Raw genomic sequence first — 13,617 nt, 5'->3', positions numbered from 1 at the left:
TTTGCAGATCAAACTGGAGGAATAACCATGAAAAAACCTGTAATGCTGATGATCCTTGATGGATTCGGCCTCACAGACAATCCCTTGGGCAATGCCGTCATGGCAGCACACAAGCCCAATTATGACTACTACTGGGGTAACTACCCCCACACCACCATTGCCGCCAGCGGCATGGCTGTGGGTCTGCCGGAAGGGCAGATGGGAAACTCTGAAGTGGGCCATATGAACATCGGCGCCGGAAGAGTCATCTTCCAGGAGCTTACCCGAATCACCCATGAAATTGAAACCGGAGATTTTTTCAACAATGAAAAACTGATCCTGGCAGTGGACCATGCCCGGGAAAACGGGACGGATCTCCACCTCATGGGGCTGGTTTCCGATGGCGGAGTTCACTCCCACATCGAACACATCAAAGCCCTGTTTAAACTGGCCAAGGATCGGGGACTTGACCGGGTCTACCTCCATGCCTTCATGGACGGCCGGGACGTTTCCCCCACTTCAGGAATCAATTTCCTTGATGATCTGGAGCGCTACTTTGCAGAAATCGGCGTGGGCAAAATTGCCACCGTCAGTGGCCGCTACTACGCCATGGATCGGGACAACCGCTGGGATCGCGTGAAAAAGGCTTATGATGCGCTGGTTTACGGGACAGGTGAGTTCTTCCCCACAGCCCATGACTGCATGAGTAACAGTTATGCCCAGGAGGTCACGGACGAGTTCATCGTTCCCGCCGTCATCGGTGCTCCAGGGGCCCCTGCAGCCACTGTGAAGAACGGAGATTCAGTGATTTTCTTCAACTTCCGGCCTGACCGGGGAAGAGAAATGACCCGAGCCCTCAACGACAAGGTTTTCCATGGCTTTGAGCGGGAAAATCTGGACCTCACCTATGTCACCATGACCCAGTATGACAAGACCCTGGAGAACGTCCATGTGGCCTTCACCCCCACGAATTTCAACAATACCCTGGGCAAGTACATTGCCGACAAGGGCATTAAGCAGCTGAGAATCGCGGAAACCGAGAAGTACGCCCATGTGACCTTCTTCTTCAACGGCGGAGTGGAAATTCCCAATGAGGGTGAGGACCGAATTCTGGTTTCTTCCCCCAAGGTGGCCACCTATGACCTGAAGCCGGAGATGAGTGCGGAAGGGGTGACCGATAAGGTCATCGAAGCCATGGACAAGGAAGACTACGGTCTGGTGATCTTAAACTATGCAAACCCTGACATGGTGGGACATACCGGCATGATGAAAGCCGTGGTGGAAGCCCTGGAAGATATCGATACCTACATGAAGCGGGTCATCGACAAAGTTCTGGAAAAAGACGGTACCGTATTTATCACCGCTGATCACGGCAATGCCGAGCAGCTCATCGATTACGTCACCGGAGGCCCCATGACGGCTCACACCACCAATCCGGTTCCCCTGATCTATGTGACCAACCAGCCAACGAAGGTGTTGAAGGACGGCGGAAGACTCGCTGACCTGGCCCCCACCATGCTGGAAGAAATGGGACTGGAGATCCCGGCAGAAATGACCGGAAATTCCCTTCTCGTCTAACCAAAGCTTTCCCCAATGAAAGAATAGATATTCCATAAGGAGGAATTCATCCATGAAACAGTACGTAGAAATCGTAGACGTCATTGCTAGACAGATTCTGGACTCCAGAGCTTTCCCCACCGTCGAGGTCGAAGTATACCTGGAAGACGGAACCGTTGGCAGAGCCGCAGTTCCCTCAGGAGCATCCACCGGTATTTTTGAAGCACTGGAAATGAGAGACGGCGACAAGAGCGTCTATAACGGAAAGGGCGTTCTCAAGGCTGTGGATCACGTCAACACCGAGATCGCTTCTGAAATCATCGGCCTCAATGTCTTTGATCAGACCTACATCGACAAGCTGATGATCGAACTGGACGGAACCAAGAACAAGAGCAATCTGGGCGCCAACGCCATTCTGGGCGTATCCCTGGCTGTGGCCAAGGCTGCTGCAGGATCCCTGGGACTGCCCCTCTATCAATACATCGGCGGCGTCAATGCCAAGGCTCTTCCTGTTCCCATGATGAACATCATCAACGGCGGATCCCATGCCGACAACAACGTGGATCTTCAGGAGTTCATGATCATGCCTGTGGGCGCTGAAAGCTTCAGCAAGGCTCTGCAGATGTGCTCCGAGACCTACTTCGTCCTAAAGGGACTGCTGAAGTCCAAGGGACTTTCCACGGGCGTTGGCGACGAAGGCGGCTTTGCCCCTAACCTGAACTCCAACGAAGATGCCATCAAGATCATCATCGAAGCCATTGAGAAGGCTGGATTTGTTCCTGGAAAGGATCTCTTCATTGCCCTGGATCCTGCTTCTTCCGAGTTCTTCCAGGATGGCGTGTACAACCTGGCTGGTGAAGGCCGCAAGCTGACTCCTGCTGAAATGGTGGACTACTATGCTGAGCTGGTTGAAAAGTACCCCATCATCTCCATCGAAGATGGTATGGCTGAAGAGGACTGGGAAGGCTGGAAGCTCATCACCGAGAAGCTGGGCAAGAAGATTCAGCTCGTGGGCGACGATCTCTTCGTCACCAACGTGGAAAGACTGAAGATGGGTATCGAGCGCGGCGTTGCCAACTCCATCCTCATTAAGCTGAACCAGATCGGATCCCTCACTGAAACTCTGGATGCCATTGAAATGGCCAACAGAGCCGGATACACGGCCGTGATCTCCCATCGTTCCGGAGAGACCGAGGATTCCACCATCGCCGACCTGGCTGTGGCCCTCAACGCTGGACAGATCAAGACGGGCGCTCCTGCAAGAAGCGAACGTGTAGCCAAGTACAATCAGCTCCTCAGAATTGAAGAGGAACTGGATGAAGTGGCTCAGTACAGAGGCCGTACAGGTTTCTTCAATCTGAAGTAATTTCACCCTGATGAAAGCCTCCGGTTTTATGGCCGGAGGCTTTTTCCATCCTCGTCAAGGGAAATGTCATGGTCACCGCAGGAAATCTATGCTAAGATGAGGTGAAACCATCGGGGAAACCGTTTGGTTTTCATCACATTTTCTTGTCGGGACGGGCGAGGTGTGATAGAATAAGATGTTAGTTGAACAGGAGGGATATTATGGAAACTGTTTTGATCATCGTTGAATTCATTCTTGCCATCGTCATGATCGGTCTGGTCATGGTTCAGCAGAGCAAATCCGACGGCCTTAAGGGACTCACCGGAGGAAGCGGCCAGGACACATTCTTCAGCAAGAACAGAACAAGAACAGGGGAAGCCTTGCTTAAGCGGCTCACCGTCATTGTCGCCATTCTGTTTGCTGTGAATACCATCGTAATGAATATTATCTAGAAATGGATCGTGCTGCCTGGAGAACAGGCAGCATTTTGCTTTTTATGGAATAGATTTGGGAGGTGGAATCATCGTGAAAATTCATTGGCTCATCCCTGTGCTGCTCTTGGGGATCTTCCTGGGAAGCGGCTGTTCCCCGAAAAGTCCTGAAGGTAACCTACCGCCGGAGGAAGAAAATGTGACCGTGGCGGTGAAGAATGGGGATTTGAAGGGGACGCTGCGCATGCCCCAAAAGGAAGCAAAACCGATTCTGGTCATCCTCATCCCGGGGTCTGGTCCCACGGACCGCAACGGGAACAATCCCCAGGCAGGGGAGAACAACAGTCTGAAGATGATTGCGGAAGCGCTGAGCGAGGAGGGCTTCTCCAGTCTGCGCTATGACAAGCGGGGCATTGGCGAGAGCAAAGGGCTGTTAGTCAAGGAAAGCGATCTCACCTTCGAGGATTCCATCACCGATGTCTTGGCTTGGGTGGAGAAATACCAGAAGGATTCCCGATTCAGCCAGATCATCCTCCTGGGCCACAGCGAGGGTGCCCTCATCGGCGCTGCGGCAGCTTCCCGAAGCCCTGCGGTGAAGGCTCTGATTTCCGTGGCAGGGACTGCTGTTCCCGCGGATGAGCTTCTCCTTTCACAGCTGAAGGTCCAGGCACCGGATCTCTATGAAGCCAGTGTGCCGCTGGTGGAGGAGCTCAGGCAGGGAAGACTGATCCCTAAAGTTCCCCTGAACCTTTTCTCCATCTTTCGCCCCAGTGTTCAGCCCTATCTGATCAGCTGGTTTTCCTATGATCCCCGGGAAGTTATGGCTTCCGTGAAAGTTCCGGTTCTCATCCTCCACGGGGACCGGGATCTGCAGGTTCCGGTGGAAGATGCGGAAAAGCTCAAGGCAGTCAACCCAGCTGCTGAACTTCTCGTCGTCCCCGGAATGAACCATATCCTGAAGGATGCTCCCGAGGATCCCCAGGGGAATTTTGCCACCTACAGTGATCCTGACTTGCCCCTATCTGATGTATTCATCACAAAGGTCCTTGAATTTCTCTGTAAACGATAATATCATACTAACATGAGGTGTCTTTCACCTTTGAGATTTATGGGATAAAAAGGGGGATTTATGGAAACAGTATTTATTGTCACCGCCCTGGTGGGTTTGCTCGCGCTCATTTCAGCCTTTGTCATCGTGGTGAAGATCCGCCGCTATGACAGCGGAAATGAACGGATGCGGGAAATTTCCGGGTATATTCATGATGGGGCTCTGGCCTTTTTAAAGAGTCAGTACAAGTATCTGGCCATCTTCATCGTTGTCGTGTTTGTCATTCTTCTTTGGGCCATTGATCTCAAAACGGCTCTGGCTTTTGTGGTGGGAGCGGTATTCTCCATCCTGGCCGGCTATTTTGGGATGTTTGTGGCGACGAAGGCCAACGTGCGGACGACTGCAGCGGCAATGCACAGCCAGAGCCGTGCGCTGAAGATCGCCTTCTCCGGCGGTGCGGTCATGGGGCTTTGCGTTGTGGGCCTTGGGGTCATCGGCATCGGTTTCCTTTTGCTGGTGTTTCCGGAGGATACCAAGAGCCTCACGGGATTTGCCCTGGGCGCTTCGTCCATCGCGCTTTTTGCCCGAGTGGGCGGAGGAATCTTCACCAAAGCCGCCGATGTGGGGGCAGATCTGGTGGGAAAAGTAGAAGCGGGAATCCCCGAGGATGATCCCAGAAATCCTGCTGTCATTGCCGACAACGTGGGGGATAATGTGGGCGACGTGGCCGGTATGGGCGCGGATCTCTTTGAGTCCTATGTGGGCTCCATCATTTCAGCAGTAACCCTGGGGTACATCGTTCTGGGCCGCTATGGGGCCGTGTTCCCCCTGGTCATGACCTCCCTGGGTATCGTCGCTTCCATCGTGGGGATCATCATCGCTAGCAAGGGCAATGGGGAAAATCCTCAGAAAGCCCTTAACCTGGGAACTTATGTAGCCGGACTTCTGGTCATCATCGGCACGTTCATCGTGAGTTACCTCATCTTCGACGGCTTCCAGGCATTCTTTGCCGTGGCCATCGGTCTTGTGGTGGGTATCCTCATCGGACGGGTGACGGAAATCTACACTTCGGCGGACTTCCAGAGCGTGAAAACCATTGCCCTGGATTCGGTCACCGGCAGCGCCACCAATATTATTTCTGGACTTGGTGTGGGGATGTTCTCCACCATGATTCCGACCCTTCTCATTATCGTGGGCATCCTGGTCTCCTATTTTGTCATGGGCGGCATGGGAAATCCCACTTCCGGACTCTACGGTATCGCGCTGGCGGCGGTGGGCATGCTGTCCACCACAGGGATCACCGTGGCTGTGGATGCTTACGGACCCATTGCGGACAATGCGGGGGGCATTGCCCAGATGGCTGATCTTCCCAAGGAAGTTCGAGAAATCACCGATAAGCTGGATTCCGTGGGAAATACCACGGCAGCCATCGGAAAGGGCTTTGCCATCGGTTCCGCGGCGCTGACTGCCCTTTCGCTCTTTGCCTCCTATGCCGAAAGCGTCAGCCTGAAATCCATTGATCTTCTGAACCCCATGAGCCTTGTGGGTCTTCTCCTGGGCGGTATGCTCCCCTTCCTCTTTGCCGCGCTGACCATGAACTCTGTGGGAAAGGCGGCTAACCAGATGGTGACGGAAGTTCGCCGCCAGTTCCGGGAAATTCCCGGCATCATGGATGGTACGGGAAAACCGGACTATGACAGCTGTGTTCAGATTTCCACCAAGGCTTCCCTGCGGGAAATGATCATGCCAGGAATTCTCGCGGTGGTCATTCCCGTGGCCGTGGGGCTGGTCTTTGGCGCAGAGACCTTAGGCGGCCTCATCGCCGGGGCGGTGGTCACAGGCGTCCTTCTAGCCATCATGATGTCCAATGCCGGCGGAGCCTGGGACAATGCCAAGAAGTACATCGAATCGGGTGAACACGGCGGAAAGGGCAGCGTGGCCCATAAAGCCGGTGTGGTAGGCGATACGGTGGGGGATCCCTTTAAGGACACCGCAGGACCTTCCATGAATATTCTCATCAAGCTCATGTCCATCGTCTCTTTAGTCTTTGCTCCGGTAATTCTGGAGTACGGCGGACTGCTTCTGAAGATCCTGAATTAATCGTGCAAAAAGGCAGCTTTCGGGCTGCCTTTTCCCTTGGATTCTTTTGTACAGAATTCGTTAATTTTTTGGACAATGGCAAAACCTTGATGTTTTTAGAGTATACTCTTACTATGAGAACATGTTTCTGTCTTCAAAAGAAGACGGATTTGGAGGTACGAATGTTAAGTGAAAAAATAATGACCATGCTGGGCGAACACCAGTACAAGCCCCTAAACACCGAGGAAATGGCGGATGCCATGGGTTTGGACAAAGGAGAGCGCAAGGAGCTTCGGAAAGTGATTGAGCAGATGGTGCGCGAAGGCCTGGTTATTAAACTTAAAAAAGAAAAAATTGCCCTTCCGGAGCCCTATGGGGTCTACAGCGGTCGCCTGGATGTGAATAAGCGGGGCTTTGGGTTTGTGTTCCGCGGCGAAGGCCTGGGGGATATTTTTATCCCGGAGAATGCCATGAAAGACGCCATGAACGGCGATAAAGTTCAGGCGAAAGTCCTTCGGGAAACCGCAGGAACCAAGCGGGCGGAAGGAGAAATCCTTCAGGTGCTGGAACGGAAAAACAATAAGGTCATCGGCGTCTATGAGGAAGGAAAAGCCTTTGGCTTTGTTCTTCCGGAGGATCAGAAGATCAAGCATGATATCTTTATCCACAAGAAGCATCGGAACTTTGCGGAAACCGGGGATGTGGTGGTGGTGGAAATCACCAAATGGCCGGAGAAGGGCAGAAACCCGGAGGGGATGATTACAGAAATTCTGGGGAAAAAAGGGGACAAGGGTGTGGATATTCTCACCATTGTGAAGAAATTCAACCTGCCGGAAGAGTTTTCACCCAAGGTCATGGGGTATACCGACCGGATTCCCGAGGAAATTCCCGAAGCGGAACTGGCCAGACGCCGGGATCTGCGCCATGCGTCCATCATGACCATTGATGGCGCCGATGCCAAGGATCTGGATGATGCCGTATCGGTGGAGCGGCTAAAGGACGGCAAGTTCAAGCTCAGCGTCCACATTGCCGATGTTACCCACTACGTCCGGGAGGGAAGTCCCATCGACAAAGAGGCCTTCAAACGGGCGACGTCCGTGTACCTTCTGGATCTCGTCATTCCCATGCTGCCGAAGAAGCTGTCAAATAATCTGTGCTCCCTCAATCCCTTTGAGCCAAAGCTGACCCTCAGCTGCGATATGATCTTCGATGCAAAGGGGCAAGTGGTGGAACATGAGATCTACGAGTCTGTGATCTCTTCTAAGCTTCGAGCCACCTATGAGGAAGTGACGAAGGTCCTGGAAGGGGAGCGAGGCGGCGCATTGGAAAAATATGAGCCCTTTATTCCCATGCTGAAAGACATGCAGGAGCTCCAGGGGATCCTGGAAGCCAAGCGACATCGCAGAGGATCCATTGAGTTTGACTTCCCGGAGAGCAAGATTGAGCTGGACAAACTGGGCAAGCCTGTTTCCGTATCCCTCTATCCTCGGGAAATCTCCAACCGGATGATTGAGGAGTTCATGCTGGCGGCCAATGAAACGGTGGCTGAGCATATGTTCTGGACCCATCTGCCCTTTATTTACCGAATCCATGAGGAGCCCGATGCGGAGAAGCTGAAGGCCTTTACGGAGTTCTCCTTTAACCTGGGTTACCCGGTGAAGCTCTTTGCCGGTGTCCAGCCAAAGATCCTCCAGGAAATCCTGGAGAAGGTCCAGGGAAAGAATGAGGAGCCCGTGCTCTCCAAGCTTCTTCTTCGAAGCATGATGCAGGCAAAGTATGCCCCGGAAAACATCGGTCATTTTGGTCTGGCGGCCACATACTACACGCACTTTACCTCGCCCATCCGTCGTTATCCGGATCTGGCCATCCATCGGATCATCAAAGAGTATCTCAATGGGGGCATTGATGAAAAACGGGCTCGTCTCCTGATCCCCTTTGTTGCTGACGCATCGAAACAGGCTTCTGAAATGGAGCGCGTTGCCGTAGACGCCGAGCGGGAACTGGATGCCCTGAAGAAAGCGGAGTACATGCATGGTCATCTGGGGGAAACCTTCGAAGGGATCATTTCTTCCGTCACCAGCTTTGGGCTCTTTGTGGAATTGCCCAATACCATTGAAGGGCTGATCCACATCACGGCCATGTACGATGACTACTACGTCTATGATGAGCGATACATGACCCTCACCGGGGAACATAATGGAAAGAAGTTTTCCCTGGGCGAGAAGATCACCGTGTTGGTGTCCAATGTGAATTTGGATACCCATGAGATTTTCTTCGAAATCAGCAGTGAAGAAGAGTAGAATAAAAAAAGACATGGCGGTGAAGATTCACCGCCATGTGCTATTTGCCGCTGGATAAGGGATCGATCTTGATGATGAGTCCCGTCTGTTTCCGTTGAAGGAGGATCACATTGAACTTGTACATAAACTTGTCTGCCACTTTTTTATGGGCAGCTTCCGTCATGTGGATGCCGTCATAGAAATAGCGCTCAGGTTCGATGCTGAGATCGGCTTCCGTAAAGGCTTTGCTGAAGTCTATGACATCGATGTGTTCATCAATGCAGTAATCTTCAATGAGTCTTCGATAGCGTTTCAGTGTGTGAGAAGCCTGGGTGCAGGCGCCGGTCTCATCCTCATGGGCTTTTTCCGCCGGTTCGATGAGGATGTTCGGCTGCAGGATGAGAATGGGCTGGATACCGTTCTCATTGCACAGGCGAATCATTTCCAGGACGTTGTTGTAAATGAAGTTAGCGGTTCTTCCCCGCAAGGCATCATTGGTTCCGGCCAGGATGAATACCGTGTCCGGACGATGGGCTAGGACGTCTTCCGAAAAACGGACGAGGACATCCGATGTGGTATCGCCATTGATTCCTTTATTGAGAATACTCAGCTGGCAGCCTTGCTGCACGAGATCCAGCCAGGCTTTTCCTGAAGGTACGCCGTAGCCGGTCACTAAACTGTCGCCTATGATCAAAAGCTTCATGGTCCTCACCACCCGATAAAGATTATCCTTAGCCATATTCTACACTATCTCACTGAAAAGTTAAATATTTATTAACAGATTATTTATGGATAATTGCGAATTTTTAGAGGCTGAAGCAGAAGAGGTGATATTTATAAAGAACCTCATCTGAGGCGGTCACGGGATTATTTCCGGAGTTTTATTGTATTTTAAGGATTTCCCGTTATAATGATACTAGTGCAATACACGGGGATGTATTGGCTTCGACGGGGACACGGAGGATTTGATAAGCGAGTAGAAGGAAGTCATGGTCCTTCTTTAAACAACGATGGCATAATGTAAACGCAGAAGATAATTTTGCACTAGCAGCTTAGTCTGCTACGTTCTACCCGGGATGTCCGCTGCCTGGGACTAGAGCGCCGATTAGCGGAAAAACGAGTCTGAGTAAGCTTTGCCTCAGAAACGGGATTCATGAAGCTACCAACTTTGGAGTCTGCACGTAACCTCCAAAGAAGGGAAATTTGATTACGATGCTACACTCGTAGAAAGTCAGGTTTGACGGTTTTCGGACAGGGGTTCGACACCCCTCATCTCCACCATTTATGAAACCACCTATGGATGAGTTATTCATCAGTAGGTGGTTTTTGTTTTACAAAAAGTCTAGAATCATAACTTCTTCTGTTTTTGAGATTGTATATCCATTATTACCAATTTAGATATTTCAAATAATATTACTAAATGCGACCTTCAATTATGAAATCAAATTTACAGTTTCGTCATGTCGATCGCCTTGATAAATGTCATTTAATACAATACAATTTTGTAAAACATTATTGTATATACTAATTTACAATACTATTTTAGAAGAAAGGTGTTGAGTAAAATGGCGAAATATGTGGACGGATTTGTATTGGTCGTGCCAAATGATAAAACTGAAGAATATAAGAAAATGGCCGAAGAGGGTCGGAATATTTGGATGAAGCTTGGTGCCTTAGAATATTATGAGTGTTGTGGAAATGATATGGTTCCACAAGATATGGGCGGAGGAAGTGCACGTACTTTTCCGGAAATGGCCGGAGCAAAGAATGATGAAACAGTATGGTTTTCTTTTATCGTTTTTAAGTCAAAAGAACACCGAGATGAAGTTAATGCGAAGATGATGGAAGAAATGGACAAACAAATGGATGGAATGACAGATATGTTGATGCCTTTTGACATCAAGCGAATGGCGTATGGTGGTTTCCAAGTCGAAGTAGAAGGTTAAAGAATAGTATAAAAATTAAAAAATCGATTTTCCACCCCCCTACCTTGAGATCATTGAAAACTAGGTAGGGGGGTGTGAGTTGTATCTACATATTGTACTTTCGCCAGGTGAAGTTTCGAATATCGAGATATATTCAGTATCTTGATTTAAACACTACCTCATACTCCTTTTCATTGATTATAACGTATAAGAGTGTCGCTTGGTAAATACATGAAATCTTTCCCAAAGAAAAGATTCATAGTACTTAGAATAATTTTAACCATAAGATTAGTATTATTATTGATTTATTCAAAGTAATATGACGTTAGTACACATGAATTGAAAAAGGTGGTAAATATGGGCGTTTGGGGAATGGGAATAGTACAAAGCGACGAGTATTGCGAAATTTATGAAAGATTTATGGAAGAGTACGACCAAGGAAAACCACTTTCCAATATCAGAAATGACATCTTAGATGAATATTTGGAGGAGTTTGACAGCAACGACGGGATTCTTCATGATGTCTATTTTGCCATAGGGAAGGCTGAATGGATGTGTGGGGGCGTATCAGATGAGGTCATGGAGAAAATCTCGTGCATTATCAAGTCCGGTGAAAATATCGTTTTTTACAGTGAATTAGAAGCAACAGAAAGTGACTTGAAGTTGCGTCAAAAAAAACTTGAGATATTTTTGAATTCGCTATCTACACCAAGAGGAAAAATCAAGAAGCGCAAAGTACCAATGGAGAAATATGTAAGATTCAACGCAGAAAAACTTCCGCTATTTCGAAGCGGTGATGTATTTGCTTATGAGATCAATGGAAAGTACAGAATACTTTGTTTCGTAAGTTGAGGTAAATTTTATTCGACATATGCATCGTTTTGTTATGCTTGGGCCACACTCTACGAACAAGTACCCTTACTTGAAGTGTTACTGCTACGATTGGACGGGTTCTTTCCGAAGTTAGTTGATATTATTTAACAAGATCTTTTTTCTCAACATCTCAAATCCGCATCGGCCAAACATGATTCGTTTGATCACTTTGATTTTGTTCACGGTTCCTTCTGCGAGGCCATTGCTATAGGGGAATATGATCGCATTTCGGATCGCCTCCTCATCTTTTTCCACCCCCACAAGGAAACTGTTCAGTTCGGGAATATTTAGTTCGGCGAGGGACTGTTTCCAGCTCTGGAGCAGGTGACTGTTTTTTCCCAGGAGTATCGCTTTAAACTCTTTCAAGAGCTGTAGAACTCTTTCCATCTCCGGGTAGTAGTTTAGGATGTGGTGGTAGTGGTCTTCGCGGAGATCTTTGATGAGGGCTCGATCTCGATAGAGCAAGGCAATCAGCGATTGTCGATCAATCCGAATCTGTGTTTTGGATTTCGTAGTGGGACCCGTGGTCGCTTCAATATGGTATTTCTGCAAGAAGTCCCGGATGATTGCCGAGCCTCCGGTGTACCCTCTCGCTTGGAGATTCTTCCAGATTTTTAGACTGGACTGTCCCTTTGCGGACATCTCCAGGATCTCTTCCTTATAGGGATCTAGCTTACTCTCTCGTTTGGACCCGGTCCTTCCGTGTTTTCCAGAAGGATCCGCATTTAGCATACGACGGACAGTCCGTTCGCTAATGCCCAGGGCATCGGCAATTTTCATCTTTGTATAGCCTTCCGCCTTCATTTCCTGGATGGTTCGGATTTTGCTCGCTCTTACGCTCTCATTTTCGGCAATCGAGGACTTTATGATGGGGATAGCCTCATACTTTGCTTGTTCTTCAGGGAGGACTCTCGCATAAGCTGCGACAGTGCGGTTGCCCAAGCGGAAGACTGCCGCAATTTGGTTCTGGGTAAACCCGTCACTTCGCATCTTTTGGACGGCTAAGATCAATTCCCATTTGTTGGCATAGCGATATTTCTCTCGAAGTCGAGGAAGATCTTGGTGCTCGACTTGTGGACGTGACATGTCTTCAACAAGAACATAGGCAGGAAGGGTCCTCTTGAGATATCCCTTGGCATACTCTGTAAGATTTTTGATCAGATGGAACCGGTCACTCAGCTGGATAATATTCTCATTCGCTGCACTGATGGCTTTTCGATAGGTGATGGAACCGTCCCGACTTACGATTTGCAGATTCGGGAACTCGTCCAACCAACGTTTCACGTCATCAAAGTCCCGAGAATTCAGGATGTCGACCACTTTTCGGGTTTCTACGTTAATCAGCACCGTGCCATAACGCTGGCCTTTTCGGAAAGCAAAATCATCGATGCAAGCTATCCGAAGAGCAAGCTTATCGATAATTACCGCCCCTTTTTTAAGAGCTCGCAAATCGTGGATTTGCCAACCCGAACCACATTTTTCCGAAGATATTTTTCTGCCGAGATGGAACTCATACTTTTAGAAAGGGTAATGATTTCTTCGATTAATCGATTCGTCTTTTTGGATTTTGGTCGGATAAAGGTAAAGGGTTCTGCAAAAGTTCGATGAGTGCAGTTCGGATTATCACAAAAAAACTTCCGGTTATGGAGTCGAATGATCGTCTTCCGATTTTGCAGCGGTAGATCCTGGAATTCCCGCAGATATCGAGAATGTACGCGGGAAGAAAGCGTTCCACAAAATGGACAAGATACCTCATTCAACGTGGACTCGACCAACAGGTAGATGGTATCCTCCTGAAAATCGGTGGATAAAAGAGTCAGATGGTTATCAAGAAGTTTTATGAGTTCTTCCAAAGACATCACCGTCCTATAATATAGTTATTAACTATATTATAACTCATTTATATAGATTTATCAACTAACTTCGGAAAGAACCATTGGACGTCCAAAACCTGACGGGATAAGGCGTCCGAAGTTTGCTGGAGAAGATGGCCAGTTCAACGGTGTGTTGAGCTGGCCATCTTTTTAACTTAATTCTCCGCTGATCACGAGTCTCACCATGTGGTCATCGATGATCCGCTTGCCGTTCTGGCAGCCATAGA

At 49.2% G+C, this 13,617-nt stretch carries 11 protein-coding genes and 1 other RNA gene; 9 read left to right on the top strand and 3 right to left on the bottom strand.

The window, feature by feature from the left end:
- The first annotated feature begins 27 nt into the window (after positions 1–27).
- From gpmI to rnr, 6 genes are all read left to right on the top strand, one after another.
- Complete coding sequence (gene gpmI, locus KCG48_RS07310; RefSeq protein WP_211800945.1) at positions 28–1,557, top strand: 2,3-bisphosphoglycerate-independent phosphoglycerate mutase; 1,530 nt, start codon at positions 28–30, stop codon at positions 1,555–1,557.
- A 52-nt stretch (positions 1,558–1,609) separates the two neighbouring features.
- Positions 1,610–2,902, top strand: coding sequence for a phosphopyruvate hydratase (gene eno, locus KCG48_RS07305; RefSeq protein ID WP_211800943.1), 1,293 nt, complete (start codon positions 1,610–1,612; stop codon positions 2,900–2,902).
- A 200-nt stretch (positions 2,903–3,102) separates the two neighbouring features.
- Entirely contained in the window at positions 3,103–3,333 is a 231-nt protein-coding gene (gene secG / locus KCG48_RS07300) for a preprotein translocase subunit SecG (protein WP_211800941.1), read from the top strand.
- 73 nt (positions 3,334–3,406) lie between these two features.
- Positions 3,407–4,381: an alpha/beta hydrolase gene (locus tag KCG48_RS07295; protein WP_211800940.1), complete on the top strand. Its 975-nt coding sequence runs from the start codon at positions 3,407–3,409 to the stop codon at positions 4,379–4,381.
- A gap of 60 nt (positions 4,382–4,441) precedes the next feature.
- Positions 4,442–6,460: a sodium-translocating pyrophosphatase gene (locus KCG48_RS07290; protein WP_211800939.1), complete on the top strand. Its 2,019-nt coding sequence runs from the start codon at positions 4,442–4,444 to the stop codon at positions 6,458–6,460.
- Between the two features lie 161 nt (positions 6,461–6,621).
- Positions 6,622–8,739 (top strand): ribonuclease R, encoded by a 2,118-nt coding sequence (gene rnr, locus KCG48_RS07285; protein WP_211800938.1) that lies wholly within the window; start codon positions 6,622–6,624, stop codon positions 8,737–8,739.
- A 40-nt stretch (positions 8,740–8,779) separates the two neighbouring features.
- Here the strand turns inward: rnr and KCG48_RS07280 are convergent, their stop codons facing one another.
- Entirely contained in the window at positions 8,780–9,457 is a 678-nt protein-coding gene (locus KCG48_RS07280) for a GDSL-type esterase/lipase family protein (RefSeq protein WP_211800937.1), read from the bottom strand.
- A 191-nt stretch (positions 9,458–9,648) separates the two neighbouring features.
- Between KCG48_RS07280 and ssrA the strand changes: the two genes are divergently transcribed.
- The 3 genes from ssrA (at position 9,649) to KCG48_RS07265 (ending at position 11,495) form a co-directional block, all read left to right on the top strand.
- Positions 9,649–9,999, top strand: a transfer-messenger RNA (tmRNA) gene (gene ssrA / locus KCG48_RS07275).
- Positions 10,000–10,283: 284 nt separating this feature from the next.
- Positions 10,284–10,664, top strand: coding sequence for a DUF1428 domain-containing protein (locus KCG48_RS07270; protein ID WP_211800936.1), 381 nt, complete (start codon positions 10,284–10,286; stop codon positions 10,662–10,664).
- Between the two features lie 318 nt (positions 10,665–10,982).
- Complete coding sequence (locus tag KCG48_RS07265) at positions 10,983–11,495, top strand: hypothetical protein (RefSeq protein WP_211800935.1); 513 nt, start codon at positions 10,983–10,985, stop codon at positions 11,493–11,495.
- Between the two features lie 111 nt (positions 11,496–11,606).
- Here KCG48_RS07265 and KCG48_RS07260 read toward each other — a convergent pair whose 3' ends face one another.
- Together KCG48_RS07260 and KCG48_RS15080 are read right to left on the bottom strand one after the other, a co-directional pair.
- Entirely contained in the window at positions 11,607–12,965 is a 1,359-nt protein-coding gene (locus KCG48_RS07260; RefSeq protein WP_211800934.1) for an ISL3 family transposase, read from the bottom strand.
- Positions 12,938–13,375, bottom strand: a complete 438-nt coding sequence (locus KCG48_RS15080; protein ID WP_408004706.1) for a transposase family protein — start codon at positions 13,373–13,375, stop codon at positions 12,938–12,940. The genes KCG48_RS07260 and KCG48_RS15080 overlap by 28 nt, the downstream gene beginning before the upstream one ends.
- Between the last annotated feature and the right edge of the window lie 242 nt (positions 13,376–13,617).

The organism is Proteiniclasticum sediminis (genome assembly GCF_018128025.1).
GTDB lineage: Bacteria > Bacillota > Clostridia > Clostridiales > Clostridiaceae > Proteiniclasticum > Proteiniclasticum sediminis.
The sequence above is the reverse complement of the archived record's forward strand: the minus strand, read 5'-3'. Positions and strand labels throughout refer to the sequence as shown.

Excerpts from the sequence above, each read along its gene's own strand:
- eno (WP_211800943.1), top strand. The coding sequence starts at position 1,610 with ATGAAACAGTACGTAGAAATCGTAGACGTCATTGCTAGACAGATTCTG.
- gpmI (WP_211800945.1), top strand. The coding sequence starts at position 28 with ATGAAAAAACCTGTAATGCTGATGATCCTTGATGGATTCGGCCTCACA.
- KCG48_RS07290 (WP_211800939.1), top strand. The coding sequence starts at position 4,442 with ATGGAAACAGTATTTATTGTCACCGCCCTGGTGGGTTTGCTCGCGCTC.
- KCG48_RS15080 (WP_408004706.1), bottom strand. The coding sequence starts at position 13,375 with ATGTCTTTGGAAGAACTCATAAAACTTCTTGATAACCATCTGACTCTT.
- secG (WP_211800941.1), top strand. The coding sequence starts at position 3,103 with ATGGAAACTGTTTTGATCATCGTTGAATTCATTCTTGCCATCGTCATG.
- rnr (WP_211800938.1), top strand. The coding sequence starts at position 6,622 with ATGTTAAGTGAAAAAATAATGACCATGCTGGGCGAACACCAGTACAAG.
- KCG48_RS07280 (WP_211800937.1), bottom strand. The coding sequence starts at position 9,457 with ATGGCTAAGGATAATCTTTATCGGGTGGTGAGGACCATGAAGCTTTTG.
- KCG48_RS07270 (WP_211800936.1), top strand. The coding sequence starts at position 10,284 with ATGGCGAAATATGTGGACGGATTTGTATTGGTCGTGCCAAATGATAAA.